Genomic DNA, 18,996 nt, shown 5'->3' on the forward strand with positions numbered 1-18,996 from the left:
TCCGAATAAAAAGGAAGGGATTTTTTGCATGTCTGTAATCATGTTTAGCTTTCTGCCATTTCTGCCTCCGGCGCTTGTTTGACACGCTTTATCCAAAAGGACAGGACAAGGCTGATCACCCCGAAGAGAAGCATAACGAAGTAGGCGTCACTGATTCCCTGGATAGAAGCTTCCATGGTCATGTGTGCCTGTGTTTCGCCGTTAGCCGCACCTTGGGCCGCAATATCCTGTAGATGGGTTTTCGTTCTGCTCGTCATAATCGTGACGATCAAGGAAGTACCGATCGCACCGGCCACTTGCCGTGCCGTATTGGAGATAGCCGTTCCGTGTGCATTCAGCCTTGACGGCAGCTGGTTCAATCCAGCCGTTTGCAGCGGCATTAAAAATAATGCCATCCCGATCCGGCGTCCTGTGTACATCAAAATGAGGAATGTATAGCTTGTTGAGTCACTCAGATTGGCGAAGCTGTAGGTGGTTGCGAGAATGATCGCTATCCCGATGATGGCCAGCCATTTCACCCCGTAGCGGTCGAAAAGCTTCCCGACAGCAGGGCTCAACAATCCCATCAAAAGCGCGCCTGGAAACATGAGCGCGCCTGCTTCCAAAGCGGTGAAGCCCCGGGCGTTTTGCAAATAAAGCGGTAGCAAAATCATATCGGCATACATCACGACCGTGATGACGCAGTTAATGATTGTCGTCAGAGAAAACATATTGTAACGGAACGCTTTTAAATCAAGGAAAGGTTTCTCTGAAATCAACTGCCGCCACGTGAATAATCCGATCGTAAGCGCGCCGACAGTAATCGAAATGATTACTTCTATATTGGACCAGCCTTCGTTTCCCGCCTCACTGAAGCCATACAATAGAGCGCCGAATCCGATGGTGGAAAGAATCAGACTCACCAAGTCAATCTTGCCCTTTTTGGTTTCCGAGACGTTTTTCAAAAAGATGAAGCCGCAAATGATGATTATCACCACAAATGGCACCATGCCGTAAAACAAGACCTGCCATGGAAAAGCATCGAGTATATAACCGGTAAGCGTCGGCCCGATGGCAGGGGCGAAAATAATCGCAAGCCCGACTGTACCCATTGCGGCTCCCCGTCTTTCCGGAGGGAAAAGCGACAGAACGACGTTCATCAACAAAGGCATCATAATTCCGGTGGATGCTGCCTGGATGAGCCGCCCGGTGAGCAGGACAGGGAAGTTCATGGCCATGGCGGAGACAAGCGTCCCGGTCAGGAAAATGATCATCGCGGTCTGGAACAGCTGGCGGGTCGAAAAACGCAGCATCAAAAATCCCGTGACTGGAATCAAGACGCCATTCACCAACATATATCCTGTCGTCAGCCATTGTCCGGTTGCTGCTTCAATGTTGAATTCTTCCATCAATGTCGGAAGTGCCACCGTCATGGTCGTTTGGTTGAAAATAGCAAAGAAAGCGCCCAAAATCATGATCGCCAAGACCGGACCCTTTCTGATTGGAATGCTGTCTGTTGTGTCGTTGGAAGTCAATGATTGTCATCCTTTCCTAGGTGTTTCAGTAATTTTATAAATTGTAGTATAATTTACAACATATAAATTAAATTATAGATAGGAAAATAGGCGGGTTCAACATACAATTTTTCTTGATGTGTCTATTAATTTACAAGTATTGATGTATTGTAGCTTAAAGCTGGGGAAACTCAGCAGATTTTGAAAAATTGTTGTATAGAAAGAAAGGGGAAAGGGAGATGGAGGAAAAGAAAAAAACGGATCCACGGATCGTTCGGACACGTCGGTTGTTGAAGGATGCGTTTGTCGAACTGATTCAGGAAATCGATATCGAAAAACTGTCGGTAAACCGTCTGGCAGAACGGGCGACGATTAACCGGGTCACCTTTTACCTGCATTACCGCGATATACCGGATATGCTGGAAAAGATGGCTGATGAAATGATGAGTAATCTCATTGAAGTATGGAAGGAAGCGAAAGCAGAGCGAAACTCGGCTGAAGAAACCGAAAAGTGGCACGTAATGGAGAGCGTGCTGCATCATATAGCCGACAATGCAGCGTTTTACAAAATCGTTTTCACCTCTAAGCGGATTCCGATTTTCAGAGACAGGCTGTTGGCATTTTTGACAGAGCGGATCATATCCAGGGTGGAACGGAAAGGAGAAGAGTCCACTGTACATAAAGACATTGTGATTTGGTATGATTCCGCAGCCTACATGGGTACGATCGTGGCCTGGCTGCAAAATGATATGCCGTACACGCCGTCTTATATGGCGAAACAGATTTATCAGCTTCGCCACAGAGAGTTGGAGGAGAGATAGACGGATTAGATGTTTTTGGTAAAAAAGACGATTCCCTTTATTTGAGAATCGTCTTTTTAGTGGCTTGATCAAGTTATCTATTCGAAAAACCTATCGGCTCTTCTGCCGGCTCTTTCATTTTTCTGAACTGCGAAGGCGTGCACTTTTTATAACGTTTAAACGTACGGATGAAATAACTCTGGTTGTCGAACCCGACGTCCAACGCGATGGTCAAGATTTTTCGGTTAGTTTCCCGCAGTAATTTCGCTGCATGATTGATACGGATGGTATTGGTATATTCAATCGGGGTCATCCGGACAATGGATTTAAAGAATCGATTGAAATGCCCCTCACTCATTTGCACAAGGCAGGCTAAGTCTTTGATCTTTATTTTTTCGTGGAAATGGTCCTCTATATATAAGAGGACTTTTTTAATTTGGTCCGTTTTTTCGTTATGAACCGTTTTTTCAGGTATAGGATAGTTCCCCAACCATTCTGCCATCACCTCGAACAATAGCCCTTTGATCGCCAATTCATAGGCTGGCGGCCTGTTTTGGGCATAGTGGATGATACGGGAAAGGGAGTGTAAAATTGATTGCTCCCAGTCAGTATTCGGTTTGATGATGAGAGGCTGGGACGTTTCCAGCTGTTCCAACCGGTCCACATAATGGGACTCTATTTGGTCATACGCAAAGCTGCGGAGGAAATTAAGATGAAAGACAATAGCGGTAATCTGAAAAGCGTTTTGTTGCAAAGGATAGGATGCATGAAGCTGGCCGCTCGGAATCAGGACAGCTTCACCAGGCTCTAGGATGACACTGGAGGAACCAATTTGAAAAATGGCCGGTCCTTTTTCCAGGAGGGTAAATTCCATTTCATAGTGCCAATGCAACCCGAAAATGACACCATTGGAATCAAGCTTGTTTTCTGTGTACGTTCTTAAAGGAAACATCGGATCGCCATGATTTCTGTCTTCCATCAAACGGTTTTTATCCACTTGTGATTCCCCCCTTATCTTCTAATATATCAGAATTGTGTTATAAATTGCGAGAATTAATAAAGAAAACGCTTTCTATTATCACTATTATTTTAATTAAGCATTTGATTCTCCCTTATTAGGCAGCTCGACAAATCAAACGCGTTCAAACCGCCAATGGACAGGGGTCTTATTTTTTTATCAAATAGTGAAAGCGATTAACTAAGTCTTGCTGCATGAGCAAAATGGGAGAGTGCTGATCTTACAAGAAAAGAAGGGGTGTTGTTGTTGAAGAAAGGATGGGTGTTGTCTTTTACTAGTTTGCTGCTTCTCTTCATGCTGAGCGCTTGCGGAGGTGGTTCCAGTATCACAGAAGAATCCGGGACGGACACGGAAACCGCGGATGGAAAACAGGAAATTCTTTTGTGGCACTATTATACCGGATCGGAGGAGTACCTGACGGAACTGTTGGACAACTTCAATCAGTCACAGGATGAAATACACGTGAAGAGTGAATACGTGCCGTTCAGCGATATTAAAAAGCAATTATCCATCGGCTCTGCCGGAGGCAATCTTCCTGACATTATTATATCGGATACTGTCGATAACGCTTCTTTGGCATCGATGGGCGTGCTGGCCGACATTACCGACAAAGTGGAGAACTGGGAGGAGACGGAAAACTTTTTAGAATCTCCTTTGCAGTCGACAGTCTATGAAGGAAAAAACTACGGCATGCCTCTGACAAGTAACGCGTTGGGTCTGTTTTACAACAAAGGCATGTTCGAGGAGGCAGGAATGGAGCCGCCTGAAACATGGGGCGAGCTGAAGGAAACTGCTGCAGAATTGACGACCGATGACCAGAAAGGACTTGGTGTCTCCGCTGTCAAATCAGAAGAAGCCACTTTTCAATTTTACCCGTTCCTTTATTCGGCGGGAGGAGATTACCAACATTTAGATTCGGCAGAAGCAAATAAAGCATTATTGCTTATCAAAGACATGCTGGACGCTGGATCGATGAGCGAGGATATACTTAGTTCGACCCAGGATGATCTAGCAACGAAATTTTCCTCTGAGCAATTGGCGATGATGGTCAACGGCCCCTGGATGATCGAACGCCTGCAGGAAGCCAACCCGGACATGGACTTTGGCATCGTGCCGATTCCGAAAGACAAACAAGTTTCCTCCGTACTTGGCGGCGACAATATCGAAATTACCAAGGAGGCCAATGTGGATGCGGCCTGGGAGTTTCTGAAGTGGCTGCTGGCTCCTGAGCAAATCGAAGGCTTTACCAAGAACACAGGGTATTTTCCGCCAAGACAGGATGTTTTGAATGAGTCGGACTACTGGAAAAACGATGACTATTTACAGGCTTTCATCCCGATTATGGAAGTGGCAGAAGCGCGCGGACCATCACCGGATTGGCCGGAAATTTCCGAAGCGATTCAAATCGCCATCCAGGAATCACTGACCGATTCAAAATCAGTGGACGAAGCATTGTCCGATGCGGCCGCTAAGGTAGAGGAAGTAGAATAACCGATTACTGCTGAGTTGGAGGGTGCAGGAGATATGAACGATGTTTTCAGTAAACAAGGCAGCTGCCTGATAAGAGAATACGATAGTGAAAAACTTTGGATAGAACCGTGGGGAGAAAACAGCTTGCGTGTCCGCTCGACATTTCATGCTGAAATGGAGCCGCAGGATTGGGCCCTGCTTGAACCGGAAGAGGGAACAGCCGAAATTACGATCGGCGAGGAAAAAGCCGTCATTCAAAATGGCAAGATCCGGGCCGAGCTGACAAGTGCCGGCAAGCTTACTTTCTATAACCAAAAGAACGAGATACTACTGGAAGAGTATGTCCGAAACCGCAAGAACATCAAAGCGTTTTGCAGTGCGTTGAAAATCGATGCGCGTGAGTTTCAGCCCCACTTGGGCGGAGATTATCAACTGACGTTAAGATTTGAATCCAACCCGGAGGAAAAGCTTTACGGGATGGGGCAATACCAGCAGCCGATATTGGATTTGAAAAACTGCACACTCGAACTTGCCCAGCGAAATTCACAGGCCACCGTGCCATTCGCACTATCCAGTCTCGGCTATGGATTTCTCTGGAACAATCCAGCTGTGGGGCAAGTGACGTTCGGAAAAAACATCACCGAATGGAAAGCAGAGTCGACCAAGCAACTGGACTATTGGATAACGGCCGGTGACACTCCGGCAGAAATCGAAGAAGCCTATGCCAAAGCGACCGGGACGGTGCCGATGATGCCGGATTATGGAATGGGTTTTTGGCAGTGCAAGCTGCGCTACCAGACACAGGAGGAATTGCTGGAGGTCGCAAGGGAATATAAACGTCGCGAACTCCCGATTTCGGTGATTGTCATCGATTATTTCCATTGGCCGAAACAAGGGGATTGGCGGTTTGATAAAGATTACTGGCCAGATCCGGAAGCGATGGTCACGGAACTGAAAGACATGGGAATCGAGCTGATGGTGTCGATTTGGCCGACTGTCGATAAGCAAAGCGAAAACTATGAAGAAATGTTGCGAAAAGGCTACTTGACGAGAACGGATCGCGGCATCCGTATAAATCACGACTTTCTGGGCAACACGCTTTATTTTGACGCCACCCATCCAGGGGCTAGAGAGTATGTCTGGAACAAAGCAAAACACAACTATTATGACTATGAGATCAAAACCTTTTGGCTTGATGAGGCAGAGCCGGAGTACAACGTCTACGATTTTGACAATTTCCGCTACCATATCGGGCCGAATCTCCAGGTCGGAAATATTTATCCAGCCATGTATTCAAAAGCATTTTACGATGGCATGACCGCCGAAGGACAGGAGAACGTGGTCAATCTTGTCCGCTGTGCCTGGGCCGGCAGCCAGCGATATGGCGCGCTCGTATGGTCGGGAGATATCGACTCCAGTTTTGCTTCACTGCGCAATCAGTTTGCCATTGGCTTGAACATGGGACTTGCCGGCATACCATGGTGGACAACGGATATCGGCGGTTTTCATGGCGGCAATCCGGATGACCCGGCGTTCCGAGAATGCATGGTCCGCTGGTTCCAATATGGTGCGTTTTGTCCCGTTTTTCGTCTTCATGGCGATCGGGAACCACACCAGGAACCGTTGGGAACAAGCGGTGGCGGTTTATGCCCAAGCGGCGCGGACAATGAGGTGTGGAGCTACGGAGAGGAAGCTTATAAGATTTTTAAAAAATATATGGGAATACGTGAACGGCTTCGTCCGTATATAACCGAATTGATGGAAGCGGCGCACGCAAAAGGGACTCCGCCGATGCGCCCATTGTTCTACGACTTCCCGCAAGACCAGGAAGCCTGGAATGTAGAGGATGCTTATATGTTCGGACCGGACCTGCTAGTGGCACCAATATTGTATGAAGGTACGGCACGCCGTACGGTCTACCTGCCTCAAGGGGAGACTTGGAAGGATGCAAACAACGGCAACGTCTACGAAGGCGGACAGCGGATTACCTGCGAAACACCGCTTGATACCATGCCGCTGTTTGTAAGAGGAGACGCGGAACTGCCTTTATAGGGTCTGTCTATTTATCTTTTATCCGTGTAAAGTTGATGATGTTCTAACAAAAAATTGTGTTTATTTTAGGAGGACAAAAAGTGAAAAGGATTAGTGGTTTAGTATTGGCAGTCATTTCATTGGTACTCGTGTTATCTGCATGCAGTGGCGGAACTTCCATCACCGATGACGAGCAATCTGGTGGTGAGGGAGAAGCAGCGGAAGCTTCCAAGGATGTTACCATCTGGTTCCATTACACCGGAAAACAGCAGGAAGAGTTTTTAAGTCTGATAGATGAGTATAACGAGTCGCAGGATCAGTATGAGGTGGAAGGAGAATACGTTCCGTTTGCCGATGTAAAAAAGCAGCTTTCTGTCGGTGTGGCCGGCGGTACGCTGCCTGACATGGCACTGATGGATGTAGTCGACAATGCAGCCTTTGCTGAGCAGGGGGTTTTGGAAGATATCACTTCGAAGGTTGAAGAGTGGGGAGAAATCGATAACTTTTACGAAGGGCCCGTGGAATCGGCCACATATGATGGCAAGTACTACGGTTTGCCTGTCGGCAGTAATGCGCTTGGACTGTTTTATAACGAAGATTTATTGAAGGAAGCTGGCATTGAAGAGCCGCCAACTACCTGGGACGAATTGAAGGAAGACGCAAAGGCGCTGACAAGCGATGATGCAAAAGGTTTTGCCGTTTCTGCCGTCAAATCAGAAGAAGGCGCTTTCCAGTTCTATCCTTTCCTTCGTTCTGCAGGGGCTGACTATGATTCGCTCGCTTCGGAAGGCGCGGTGGAAGCGATGACGCTCTTGACCGACATGATAGACGAGGGATCGATGGGCAGCGATGTGGTCAATGCTACCCAGGATGACCTGGCAAGACAATTTGCCGCAGGAAAACTGGCCATGATGGTCAATGGGCCATGGAATATCGAGCGATTAAAGGAAGAAAGTCCGGATATGAACTTTTCCATCGGTCAGATTCCTAAAAGTGAACAGTTCGCTTCCGTTTTAGGCGGAGAGAACTTGACCATCATTAAAGACGGAAATGTCGATGGCGCATTTGATTTCTTGACCTGGTTCCTGGAGCCGGATCGTCACGAAACGTTTACGTACGAAACGGGTGTCTTCCCGGCAAGAAAAGATGTGTTGGAAAATTCGGACCACTGGACGGAGGATCCGTATTTGAGCGGTTTTGTGCCGATCATGGATGGAGCCGTACCGAGAGGACCTTCTCCGCAATGGCCGGAAATTTCCGAGTCGATCCAAATTGCGATACAGGAATCGTTGACCGGAACAAAATCACCAGAAGAAGCATTGAACAAGGCAGCAGAGTCCGTCAGCGAAACGGTTGACCAGTAATGAACAAAGCCCCTTGGCATGAGGGGCTTTGCCTTTAAACCGCAATCAAGAATACAGGGAAAAAGGAGACAAATCGGTATGAAAAAAGGCAGATGGGGAGAATATTTGTTTATTTACCCGGCAGTGATTTTCATGCTGCTGTTAATTGGATATCCCCTGATTTACAACATCATTTTAAGTTTCCAAGACGTAGACCTTAACAGCCTGGCCACCGGTGAAAAGCATTTTGTCTGGTTCGATAATTATAAAGCGCTGGCCAATCAGGACGGATTCGGGATTTCGGTCTGGAACACGATTGTGTACACGCTCGGAAGTGTCGTGTTCCAGGTTGTGATCGGCTTTTTACTTGCTTTGTTTTTCAGCATGAAATTCAAGCTTGCTTCTTTCCTGCGAGGTGTCGTGATGATCAGCTGGCTGATTCCGCTCACCATTACCGCCCTGCTTTATAAATTTATGATGGGCTCCGGAGAAGGGATCTTCAACCAGATGTTAATGGGAATCGGCTTTATCGATGATCCGATTCAATGGCTTTCCAATCCGGACATTGCCTTGTGGAGTGTCATCATCGCCAATATCTGGGTCGGAATCCCGTTCAACATGCTGCTATTGTCGACCGGATTGAGCAACCTGCCGGAGGATGTCTACGAAAGTGCCAGTCTGGATGGCGCAAATTGGTTCCAGAAACTGTTCAAAATAACGATTCCGTTATTGCATCCGGTACTTCTCGTTGTGTTGATGCTTGGATTTATTTATACATTCAAAGTGTTCGACTTGGTGTTTGTCATGACAGGAGGCGGACCGATCAATTCGACCGAAGTGTTGTCCACCATTGCTTACCGGCTTTCCTTCAATGAGTTCCAATTCAGCCTGGGGGCCGCGGCAGCAAACATTTTGTTTATCATTTTACTGGTTGTCAGTGTCATCTACCTGTTCATGATTAACAAGGATGAGGAGGCGTAAGCATGCAAAAGCGAAAAGAATGGATGTTGAATAGTTTAGGGATCCTTTTCGTCTTGATTTTTTTATTTCCCGTTTATTGGATGATCATCACGGCTTTTAAGAGTCAATCCGAAATCTTTCAATCTACGCCGACGTTTTGGCCGAAAGACTTTCAGTTCACCAGTTTCATCGATATTTTCAAGGACAATGTCGGTCAGTATTTCCTTAACAGCTTCATGATCGCCGGTTTGGCCACGATTCTGGTATTGGTGCTGGCGGTACCTTCGGCTTATGGATTGGCTCGTTTTAAAGTGAAAGGGAAAAATCCCATGATTCTGTTGTTCCTTGTCACGCAAATGCTGCCGGCGACCGTCATTTTGACACCGTTGTTCATCGTTTTTAACAACCTGAGTCTTCTGAACACGTATTGGGGACCGGTGCTTACATGTGCCACCTTAGGTGTGCCGTTTTCTGTCTTGATTTTGCGGACTTTTTTCCTGGGTATTCCCAAAGAACTGGAGGAAGCGGCAAGCATCGATGGCTGCGGTCGGTTCAGAACCTTTATACGTGTAATTGTGCCGATATCGTATCCAAGCATCGTAGTATGTGCTGCCATTTCCTTCTTCTTTTCCTGGGGGGATTTGATCTTCAGCATGACGTTCAACCGGAACCAGGACTTATGGCCGCTGACGGCAGGGATATACAACGCAATCGGGCGTTATGGAATCGAGTGGAATGACTTGATGGCTTTTGCTACCGTATCGGTACTGCCGGTCATCGTGATTTTTGTCATCTTGCAGAAACAACTTGTGAAAGGCTTGGTCAGCGGCTCGATCAAATAGAGCAATCAATGCAGTAAGGAGTGTAGTAACAGATGAAGTTTACCAATGGATTTTGGCTTACCAGAGAAGGGTACGACATCAACTTTCCCAGAATGGTACGTGACGTAAAAATCGAGGATGAAAGAGTGACTCTTTTTGCACCTTGCAAGGATATCAACCACCGTGGGGATACATTGAATATTCCTTCGCTGACAATCGAGTTGACCGCGCCAGTCGAAAACGTCATCCGTGTAAAAGCGTGGCATCATAAAGGAGAAGTGCATCGGGGACCCGATTTTGACGTACCCCCTGAAGAAGTATCTTTGAATACAGAATCGACCCAGGAGGAACTCCTTGTTTCCAACGGTTCCCTGCAAGTAAGGATCCAGCGCAACCCATTCCGCGTCCAATTTTTGCACGGTGATACGATGCTGACGCATATGGAATCGAAGGGGCTTGCCTGGATCCAAGGGCCGGAAAAGGAAAGCTATATGCGCGCCCAGTTAAATCTTGGTGTCGGGGAAAGTTTGTATGGGCTGGGTGAACGGTTCACGCCATTTGTGAAAAACGGGCAGGTTGTTGAAACCTGGAACAAGGATGGGGGAACCAGTTCGGAGCAGTCGTATAAAAACGTTCCATTTTACCTAAGCAGCCGCGGTTATGGCGTGTTTGTCAATCATCCGGAAAATGTCAGCTTTGAACTAGGTTCCGAAGCGGTGTCCAAAACCCAATTTAGTGTGGAAGGAGAGCTGATGGATTACTACGTGATCGACGGCCCGACACCAAAAGAAGCCCTTGGCCGTTATACTGAACTGACTGGAAAACCGGCACTGCCCCCAGCCTGGTCGTTCGGTTTATGGCTGACTACCTCGTTTACGACTGATTATAACGAGGAAACGGTCAATCATTTTGTAGACGGGATGGCAGAACGTGGTATTCCATTAAGCGTGTTCCACTTCGACTGCTTTTGGATGAAAGAATTTGAATGGTGCAATTTTGAATGGGATCGGGATTGTTTTCCGGAACCCGAGGCCATGCTGCAGCGCTTGAAAGCAAAAGGGCTGAAAATATGTGTGTGGATCAATCCGTATATTGCAGAGAAGTCTCCTTTATTCGATGAAGCGGCCGCCAATGGTTACTTGCTTAAAAAGAAGAACGGCGATGTCTGGCAATGGGATTTATGGCAGGCGGGAATGGGGATTGTCGATTTCACCAATCCGGACGCTTGTGAATGGTACTCAAGTAAATTGAAACCCTTGCTGGATATGGGAGTCGACACTTTCAAGACGGATTTCGGCGAGCGTATACCGACCGATGTGGTGTATTTTGATGGTTCAGATCCAGAGCGCATGCACAATTACTATGCATTCAAGTTCAATCAGGTGGTCTTCGATTTACTGAAACAGGAAAGAGGGGAAGGCGAGGCGGTTGTTTTTGCACGAGCAGCGACTGCCGGCGGTCAGCAATTCCCCGTCCATTGGGGCGGAGACTGTGATGCCACGTACGAATCGATGGCAGAAAGCTTGCGAGGAGGTCTTTCACTTACCCTTTCCGGCTTTGGTTACTGGAGCCATGATATCGGCGGCTTCGAAAACACGGCCACACCTGATTTGTTTAAACGCTGGACGGCATTCGGCTTGTTATCCAGCCACAGCCGCCTGCACGGCAGCAAGTCCTATCGGGTGCCATGGCTTTTTGATGAAGAAGCGGTGGAAGTGACCAGGCATTTTTCACAGTTGAAAAACCGCTTGATGCCGTATTTGTTCGCGAAAGCAGTAGAAAATCGTCAGACCGGGGTTCCGGTGATGCGGCCGATGCTGCTCGAATTTCCCGATGACCGCAACAGCCATGTGCTCGATCAGCAGTACATGCTGGGGGATTCCCTGCTTGTAGCTCCGATTTTTAATGAAGAGGGAATTGGCTCCTACTACTTGCCACATGGCAAGTGGACCCATTTGCTGACAGGTGAAGTAGTCGAGGGAGGTTCCTGGCATCAGAAACACTATGACTATATGAGCCTGCCGCTGTTCGTAAAGGAAAACACCATCCTGGCGATGGGGAAAACCAACGACCGTCCCGATTATGACTATGCGGACGATGTATCCTTTGCCATTTATCAGCTGAACGACGGGCAGAAAGCAAATGCTGCCGTTACAGATTCAACTGGCAGAAGCAAAGGGAAAATCGAGGCAACCCGTAAAGGGAGCCAAATAACCATCACAACAGACATGGAGTCACTTTCCTATTCCGTTGTCTTAAAAGGAATGGACTCTTTAACATCCGTTTCTTCTGGTGATTTGGAAAAACTAGCGGACGGTATGTGCATCCGCCTGAAAGATTCAAAGGAGGTGGTGCTCACTCTCTAATGAATGCTGAACGATCTTTATCTGACAAGAGCTAGACAACAAGAATAGCTGGCCACCGTTTTCAACGAATAAAAGACCCCCTCTTTTAGAAAATTGGAAACGGTGGTTTCTTTATTACTTTTTTTGGTAGGAAAGTAGTGTTTTGTGGAAGAAAAAGAGAGTTCTGATAAGAAATAACTGAGGAAAAGTAAAGTGATATAGTAAGAGAGTGTTAAGTTCCGATTGCAGTATCCGAATGAAAAAGCCTGATTTTTTTATAATCAGGCTTTTATGTTAGGATGGTTCAGTCTATTGTGCTGTCAATCCGCCATCGATCACAAACTCAGCACCGGTACTATAACTTGATTCCTCTGAAGCGAGGTATAGTACAAGGTTTGATACTTCCTCCGGTTTGGCAATCCTTCGATTAGGTATATGCTTAGAAAACTCTTTTATCGCATCCTTTGAATCTTCTTGTGCAATCATCGGCGTTTCAATAACACCAGGATGGACAGAATTTACACGGATTCCATAAGGAGATAATTCCAATGCTGCCGCTTTCGTCATTCCCCTGACAGCGAATTTTGTGTCCGTATACCCGATAGCTCCTCCGACCAGGCCGTTAATAGACGAGATATTTATGATGGAGCCGCTGTTACCCTTTTTCATAGCTGGGGCAACAGTTTTCATGCCCAGGAAAACGGACACCTGGTTAATATCCACAATTTTTCTGTATTCATCTTCCGAAATTTCTTCCAACGATTTATTCATCGTGATTCCTGCATTGTTCACTAATACATCAATGTGTCCAAACGTTTTTTCTGTCTCAGAGACAACGTTTTCCCAGTCTGCAGCTTTGGTGACATCAAGTCTGACAAACTTTGCATGATTCCCGAGTTCAGCTGCCAACGCTTGCCCTTCTTGTTCAAGAATATCTGCAATCACCACTTTGGCACCTTCGCTTTCGAGCAACCTTGCGTGAGCTGCGCCCATTCCCCGTGCTCCTCCTGTAATAATCGCAACCTTTCCGTTTACTCTCCCCATATGTATTTCCTCCTTATGATTGTTTTTGTTCTTTTATCCCTGTTAATAGTTTCTCCTGGATCTCCAAGTATTGAGTGATTTCCTTTTCATCCAGAACGTTAAAATGTTGTAAAAATAATTCTTGGCCAATTCCCTGGGCTTCCTCTAGAGCCTTTTCCCCTTCAGAAGTAATCTTCAACTGTGTAATCCGTCGGTCATTTAAGACGTTTACCTTCTTTGCCAGCTTTAAATTAACCAATTTAGTAGCGATGTTGGTCATTGCCCCTTTGGTATAGCCTAGTGTAGTTGCTAAATCTACTTGTTTTAGAGGACCTTTCGATTTTAATTCTGATAAAACTAGAATAGGGGAAATCCCAAGCGGATAGGAGAATGCTTTGGTGAACCGGATAATATTCTCATTGTTGATTTCCTGTATAGTGTGAATTAGTTTGAAAATATTTTTTTGTTCCAAAAATCTTCCTCCCTTAAGCGGATTTATTTTCGAAAATAGTTTAATGTTAAACTATTTTTAGTTTAGCATTAAACTATTGATATGTACAGACTTACTGCAAATTGGTTCGTCTTCTTTTTTCAATTTCTCAAGAGGTCGTGATATAGAAAAGCCTGATCCATTACAGATCAGGCTTTTTAAAGTGTTGCTAGTGTATCTTTCAGATATCCCTATCCATTCGCTTTGGGATTACCTGCTTCCATGGAATTTATGTCCACCAAAACCGAGCTTTCCTTCTTCCCGTGCATGAAATAATAAATCGCCGTCGTCCCAATCACCAACAATCCCATCATAATATACAGGTTGCGGTAGCCGGATAATGGGATGATCAAACCGAGAACATACGGCCCGAAACCGAGCCCTGCATCGAGTGCGATATAGTAGGTGGAAGTCGCCAATCCGATCCGGTGTGTCGGCGTTACTTTCACTGCGATGGCTTGGGTTGTCGATTGCATGTTACCAAAGCCAAGACCGATCAGAACACCGGCCAATAGTAAAATAAAACTGTTACCTGCCGTGCTTAATAGAAGCAGTCCTGCGGCAAATAAAGCGAACGTCGGGTACATGACCCAATTGGCGCCTTTCACGTCCATCAAGCGCCCGGTGAAAGGACGGGATACCAGGATAGCCACAGCGTAAACAACAAAAAACAGACTGGCTACTTGTACCAGATCGATTTCAATCGCATAGAAATTGATGAAAGACAGCACACTGGAATAGCCAAGCGATAATAACAGGACCACCAGTGCAATCGGCAATGCTTTTGGCTCGATGAAATGCGACAGTTTGAAGCCGGTTTTTTCAGCCGTTTTTTCCGGTTTTTTCACTACCGGTACACGGACAAACAGGGCAATCAGGAAACTGATGATCCCCAGTGCGAGACAAAAACCGAATATGGTTTGGAAGCTTGTATGTTCACTCATATACAAGCCGATAAAAGGGCCGATTGCTGTTGCAAGGGTGATACTCATGCTGTAAAAACCGATTCCTTCGCCTTTGCGCTCCTTCGGAATGACCTCTGCGACGATTGTACCGGTCGCGGTGCTCGCCATTCCCAAGGCAATTCCGTGCAGCAAGCGAGTGATGAGCAGAAAGGTAATGCCGATATCAATAAAGTACAAGGCAGAAGTCAAAATAAAGAAAATCAGACCGGCATACAACATCTTTTTGTTGCCGATTTTGGTGATCATTCTTCCTAAGAACAGCCGGCCGATCAGCGTTCCGATGATGAATACGCCGGTCACGAGCCCTGCCTGGCTTTCCGAGACGCCAAATTGTTCGACCGCATAAACAGCCATAGTCACCAATAATAAATAAAAGACTAAATATAAGAAAAAGTTAGCAGAGGATACAATGGTAAAATCTTTCGTCCATAATTTTGCTTTTGATTGAGTCACGAATTTCTATCTCCTTATTTCAACATGTTGTTTCGTATTTGTTCCATGATACGGATGGTCTCCTGTTGTTCTTCTTCAGAAATACCTTCTAAAACTTCCTGTTCAAATTGATCGATGGTGACCCGGACTTCTTCATACACACGAGTGCCCAGCTCCGTCAACTTCATGGGCTTTTCGCGTTTATCTTTGCCGGCAACCTGCTCGATATATCCTGATTCTTCCAGCCGGGCGATCGTTCTCGTCACCGTGGGTTTCTCCACGCCTTGATAGTGGGAAATCTCGACAGCGGTCGATGCGCCGTGATTGTATAAGTAGTACAATATCGTCCATTGGGACCGATGCAGCTGATGTTTGCTGAGCTGCACGTTCAATTGATTTTCAAAAGGGCGGTACAACAAAATCAGTTGATGAAAGAACTTTTGGGCAGACTTAATGGGAAAACACCTCTTTTTGAATAGTTACCAAGGGTAATGGTTATCGAGAGTAACTATATTATAATACCAAATGTTAAAAGTGCTGTCCACTGGTTATGAAATAGGGGCGAAATCCCGGCTATAGAGGGAAAGACAAAAAATGAGAAGAATACTGGTATTCTTCTCAATGCAAACATGCTAATTGATTTTTCTTGTTTCTTCGGGAAACTCTGTGAACACCAGCCCGCCCAGGCTAATAATAAGTTTATCCATTGCCTGATTACGTATTGTAAAAAGCGCTTTATCGTTATAGCCAATTTCCATGGCGGACTTATCGATCGACCAATTGTTGAAATAACGGTATTGAATGAATTCCTTTTCAATAGAGGACAACTCCGCTATTGCCCGTTCTATCGATTCCATTAATACTTCCAATTCCGTTAATTCATCCTCTAATTTTTCAAGGCGGTCGGTGGAAAAGCCGATTTTTGTGCCTTCCATACTTCTTTGTGATGATGACAAACGCTCTATCTGTTTTTTTATGTTGACGGCTGCCACCTTATAATTATGGTAGTTCTTTAGGTGTTTTTCGATGATTTTGATCATTTTTTTGCGTTCTTGTTTGTCCAAATTAATAAAAAACATTTAAAATCCCCTTTCCTTCACCCTGTTTTTGGTATATATAAATTAAAGAAGTAAGTTGTTTAATTTTGTAAACTATTTTGTGGATTTTTTTCGATAATTTTGGATATGCTTACATTAATTGTTATAGTCAAACGGAATGAAAGAGACCAAAATGAAGTATACGGTCCTACCATCTCCTTCTCCGTCTAAATGGTAATTTAAGTAATTCTGCTTATAGCTTTCTCCCCTACTTAATTGGTAAACTAAAGATATAGCAAAAATCGACCTATTCTGCAGGTAATAGAATGTTTACGACTTGCGAATAGATAGAATACCTTGGTTTATTAGGCTAGGGGACATGGGATGGGAGGAAAAATACATAATGAATAAAATGAAGTTCTCTCTGGGGATTATGATGGCAGTACTATTGCTGATTTCACTAGGAGCTTGTTCCAAAGCAAATGATGAAACATCGTCAACCCCTGATACATCCACGAAGGAAGAAAGTGTGGATTCTTCGAATTCACCTGATGAGGATTCAAATGAACAGGACAGCAAGAAACAAGAAGAGGAAGACGAACCGGACTCCGAGGTTGAAAAAAATCAAAACACCTCAGAGGCTGATCATGAGTCAGACACTGAAACTCCAGACGAACAAACGGAAGCAAATATGGATGAGTCAGATAGTAATAGAGAAGATATTGAAAATTATCTAAATGAAAAATATGCTATTGAAAACACGCATTATACAACAGAAACCTGGCAAAATGAAGACACCGGAAAAACAGAGTATATGGTTAAAATACTTCCGGATACCAAAGAAAGTGATGAAGAAATCACAGGAGCTCTTAAAAATGGGGAGACCGATGAAAGAATTGATAGGATGATGGATCTGGCAGAAAAGATAATGGATGATTTGACCGAAAAAAATAACAATATTCATGTCGATTCTGTTAATTATGTATCTTATGATGGAGAATATAGTTTGACTTTAATCCAAGACTATAAGTAACGAAGGAAGAAACAAGGACAAAAAGTGCTATGTCCTTGTTTCTTTTTTCCTGCCATTAAAGGAGAGAGTCGGCGAGATTTCTTCGTTCATCCATGGGGGTTTAACCACTAAAATCCGAACTGATGGTGAGTTAATCGGGAATATTTCCGGGATTTTTTCAAGAGAAATGTATTAGTTTATCGCGATTTTTTCCACTAATGCCCAATGTAAGATGGATTTGTAAAAGCTTTTACAAAACTATTTTACAAGGAGTGTTATGGACTATGGTAAGTATTACTAGACAAATTTCGGAGTACAATTTTTCCAGTCGTAATGGGAGCACAGTAGATTATATCGTCGTTCACGATGTGGGAATACCGGGGCAGACGGCCAAAAACAATGCAGATTACTTCGGTGGAGGTGATAGACAATCATCGGCACACTATTTTGTCGACAGAACATCTATTTACCAAGTAGTAGAAGAATCTAATAGCGCGTGGCACTGCGGAGATGGGAACGGTATTTACGGAATTACCAATGCCAATTCCATCGGGGTCGAAATGATTGTCGAAAGCGGAGAGTATATTCATGAAGAAACCATTAGCAATGCAATTGGTCTAATCCTAGAGCTTCAGGCTAAATATAATGTGTCGTTCGACAATATAGTTCGCCATTATGATGCAAGTCGTAAAAATTGCCCGCAATTTTTGAATAAAGATGGCAACTGGACTGGTTGGTACCGTTTTAGAGAACAATTGGCTGAAGGAACTGCACCCCAGCCAAATGAACCTGCCTATCCTTCAAGAAATGGCTATACGGAAGAACAAATTGATAATGTGGAAATTATTACAGAGTATTTTAAGGAGAAGGGGTGGACCATTGCAGCAATTTCCGGTTTGCTCGGAAACATGGAACAAGAATCATATATCATGCCGGATATTTCTGAAATTTCCAATGGCCGTGGTTATGGATTGGTTCAATGGACAAGTAGTGAGGATCGATCTGAATTAGGAGTTGACTATATTCAACGACTGCTTCAAGATGCAGGGATAGAAGGCGATTACCGCAGTATTCATACGCAATTGGAGCTCCTTAATTGGCAGATGTACAGCGGCACCCAGTACTTTGAAAAACCGGAGTATCCATATTCACCGGAGGAATTCACGCAGTTGCAAGATCCTGCTTTAGCGGCAAGAGCATTTGAAAGAAACTTTGAACGACCGAGAGATCTCCATCCGGAGCGTGCTGATATGGCCATAGGTTGGTATAACTATTTAACCGGTAATGGAAATGAGGACGGCAATCCCGGTGATTCAGACGGCGGCGGTTCTAGCACTTATACGGTACAGGCTGGAGACAATCTAAGTTCGATCGCCTTGAGATTTGGCGTGACGGTCGCACAATTGCAGGAATGGAACAATATCAGCGATCCAGATGCGATTCAAATCGGGCAGGTATTACGGGTGAAAGCCCCGGCAGACGGGGGAGGCAGCGGTTCGAGTACTTATACCGTGCAGGCCGGAGACAACCTAAGTTCGATCGCCTTGAGATTTGGCGTGACAGTCGCACAATTGCAGGAATGGAACAACATCAGCGATCCAGATGCGATTCAAATCGGGCAGGTATTACGGGTGAAAGCCCCGACAGACGGGGGAGGCAGCGGTTCGAGTACCTATACCGTGCAGGCCGGAGACAACCTAAGTTCGATCGCTGTGAAATTTGGAGTAACCGTAGCACAGCTACAGGAGTGGAATGA

Annotated in this window: 16 protein-coding genes; 9 read left to right on the top strand and 7 right to left on the bottom strand. The window is 45.3% G+C overall.

Features of this window, described 5'->3' with window-relative positions:
* Positions 1-44: 44 nt before the first annotated feature.
* Positions 45-1,454 (bottom strand): DHA2 family efflux MFS transporter permease subunit, encoded by a 1,410-nt coding sequence (locus F6X55_RS19515; protein WP_051382254.1) that lies wholly within the window; start codon positions 1,452-1,454, stop codon positions 45-47.
* Positions 1,455-1,732: 278 nt separating this feature from the next.
* On the opposite strand from F6X55_RS19515, the gene F6X55_RS19520 reads away from it, so the two are divergent.
* A complete protein-coding gene (locus tag F6X55_RS19520; RefSeq protein ID WP_153465431.1) occupies positions 1,733-2,314 on the top strand; it encodes a TetR/AcrR family transcriptional regulator in 582 nt (193 codons plus the stop codon).
* Positions 2,315-2,387: 73 nt separating this feature from the next.
* Here the strand turns inward: F6X55_RS19520 and F6X55_RS19525 are convergent, their stop codons facing one another.
* Positions 2,388-3,290 (bottom strand): helix-turn-helix transcriptional regulator, encoded by a 903-nt coding sequence (locus tag F6X55_RS19525; protein ID WP_153465433.1) that lies wholly within the window; start codon positions 3,288-3,290, stop codon positions 2,388-2,390.
* 267 nt (positions 3,291-3,557) lie between these two features.
* Here F6X55_RS19525 and F6X55_RS19530 point away from each other — a divergent pair, with 267 nt between their 5' ends.
* The 6 genes from F6X55_RS19530 to yicI all read left to right on the top strand — a co-directional run bounded on the left by F6X55_RS19530 (position 3,558) and on the right by yicI (position 12,302).
* Positions 3,558-4,802, top strand: coding sequence for an ABC transporter substrate-binding protein (locus tag F6X55_RS19530; protein WP_237648722.1), 1,245 nt, complete (start codon positions 3,558-3,560; stop codon positions 4,800-4,802).
* A gap of 33 nt (positions 4,803-4,835) precedes the next feature.
* Positions 4,836-6,833 carry a glycoside hydrolase family 31 protein gene (locus F6X55_RS19535; protein WP_153465435.1) on the top strand — a complete coding sequence of 666 codons (1,998 nt, stop codon included), beginning with the start codon at positions 4,836-4,838 and terminating at the stop codon, positions 6,831-6,833.
* A gap of 80 nt (positions 6,834-6,913) precedes the next feature.
* Positions 6,914-8,176 carry an ABC transporter substrate-binding protein gene (locus tag F6X55_RS19540; protein ID WP_237648723.1) on the top strand — a complete coding sequence of 421 codons (1,263 nt, stop codon included), beginning with the start codon at positions 6,914-6,916 and terminating at the stop codon, positions 8,174-8,176.
* 78 nt (positions 8,177-8,254) lie between these two features.
* Positions 8,255-9,136 carry a carbohydrate ABC transporter permease gene (locus tag F6X55_RS19545; protein ID WP_153465437.1) on the top strand — a complete coding sequence of 294 codons (882 nt, stop codon included), beginning with the start codon at positions 8,255-8,257 and terminating at the stop codon, positions 9,134-9,136.
* 2 nt (positions 9,137-9,138) lie between these two features.
* Positions 9,139-9,957: a carbohydrate ABC transporter permease gene (locus F6X55_RS19550; protein ID WP_153465439.1), complete on the top strand. Its 819-nt coding sequence runs from the start codon at positions 9,139-9,141 to the stop codon at positions 9,955-9,957.
* 32 nt (positions 9,958-9,989) lie between these two features.
* Complete coding sequence (yicI, locus tag F6X55_RS19555; protein WP_153465441.1) at positions 9,990-12,302, top strand: alpha-xylosidase; 2,313 nt, start codon at positions 9,990-9,992, stop codon at positions 12,300-12,302.
* A gap of 288 nt (positions 12,303-12,590) precedes the next feature.
* On the opposite strand, the gene F6X55_RS19560 is transcribed toward yicI, so the two are convergent.
* The 5 genes from F6X55_RS19560 to F6X55_RS19580 form a co-directional block, all read right to left on the bottom strand.
* Positions 12,591-13,325, bottom strand: coding sequence for a glucose 1-dehydrogenase (locus tag F6X55_RS19560; RefSeq protein WP_153465443.1), 735 nt, complete (start codon positions 13,323-13,325; stop codon positions 12,591-12,593).
* A 13-nt stretch (positions 13,326-13,338) separates the two neighbouring features.
* Positions 13,339-13,776 carry a MarR family winged helix-turn-helix transcriptional regulator gene (locus tag F6X55_RS19565; RefSeq protein WP_026569442.1) on the bottom strand — a complete coding sequence of 146 codons (438 nt, stop codon included), beginning with the start codon at positions 13,774-13,776 and terminating at the stop codon, positions 13,339-13,341.
* 209 nt (positions 13,777-13,985) lie between these two features.
* Entirely contained in the window at positions 13,986-15,212 is a 1,227-nt protein-coding gene (locus F6X55_RS19570; RefSeq protein ID WP_153465445.1) for an MFS transporter, read from the bottom strand.
* A 14-nt stretch (positions 15,213-15,226) separates the two neighbouring features.
* The gene (locus F6X55_RS19575) at positions 15,227-15,577 is read right to left on the bottom strand and encodes a MarR family winged helix-turn-helix transcriptional regulator (RefSeq protein ID WP_337189846.1); all 351 of its coding nucleotides are present in this window, start codon (positions 15,575-15,577) and stop codon (positions 15,227-15,229) included.
* Between the two features lie 246 nt (positions 15,578-15,823).
* Complete coding sequence (locus F6X55_RS19580; RefSeq protein ID WP_051382248.1) at positions 15,824-16,270, bottom strand: hypothetical protein; 447 nt, start codon at positions 16,268-16,270, stop codon at positions 15,824-15,826.
* Between the two features lie 361 nt (positions 16,271-16,631).
* Between F6X55_RS19580 and F6X55_RS19585 the strand changes: the two genes are divergently transcribed.
* Positions 16,632-17,261, top strand: a complete 630-nt coding sequence (locus tag F6X55_RS19585; protein ID WP_153465449.1) for a hypothetical protein — start codon at positions 16,632-16,634, stop codon at positions 17,259-17,261.
* Positions 17,262-17,524: 263 nt separating this feature from the next.
* A partial coding sequence (locus tag F6X55_RS20140; protein WP_202616152.1) for a phage tail tip lysozyme occupies positions 17,525-18,996 on the top strand: 1,472 nt, incomplete at its 3' end.

This window comes from Sediminibacillus terrae (assembly GCF_009602435.1).
In the GTDB taxonomy this organism is placed as follows: domain Bacteria; phylum Bacillota; class Bacilli; order Bacillales; family Amphibacillaceae; genus Sediminibacillus; species Sediminibacillus terrae.

What these genes read in the sequence shown, in the direction of transcription:
- F6X55_RS19515 (WP_051382254.1), bottom strand. Translation starts at nt 1,454, where the DNA reads ATGATTTTGGGCGCTTTCTTTGCTATTTTCAACCAAACGACCATGACG.
- F6X55_RS19520 (WP_153465431.1), top strand. Translation starts at nt 1,733, where the DNA reads ATGGAGGAAAAGAAAAAAACGGATCCACGGATCGTTCGGACACGTCGG.
- F6X55_RS19535 (WP_153465435.1), top strand. Translation starts at nt 4,836, where the DNA reads ATGAACGATGTTTTCAGTAAACAAGGCAGCTGCCTGATAAGAGAATAC.
- F6X55_RS19545 (WP_153465437.1), top strand. Translation starts at nt 8,255, where the DNA reads ATGAAAAAAGGCAGATGGGGAGAATATTTGTTTATTTACCCGGCAGTG.
- F6X55_RS19550 (WP_153465439.1), top strand. Translation starts at nt 9,139, where the DNA reads ATGCAAAAGCGAAAAGAATGGATGTTGAATAGTTTAGGGATCCTTTTC.
- yicI (WP_153465441.1), top strand. Translation starts at nt 9,990, where the DNA reads ATGAAGTTTACCAATGGATTTTGGCTTACCAGAGAAGGGTACGACATC.
- F6X55_RS19560 (WP_153465443.1), bottom strand. Translation starts at nt 13,325, where the DNA reads ATGGGGAGAGTAAACGGAAAGGTTGCGATTATTACAGGAGGAGCACGG.
- F6X55_RS19580 (WP_051382248.1), bottom strand. Translation starts at nt 16,270, where the DNA reads ATGTTTTTTATTAATTTGGACAAACAAGAACGCAAAAAAATGATCAAA.
- F6X55_RS19585 (WP_153465449.1), top strand. Translation starts at nt 16,632, where the DNA reads ATGAATAAAATGAAGTTCTCTCTGGGGATTATGATGGCAGTACTATTG.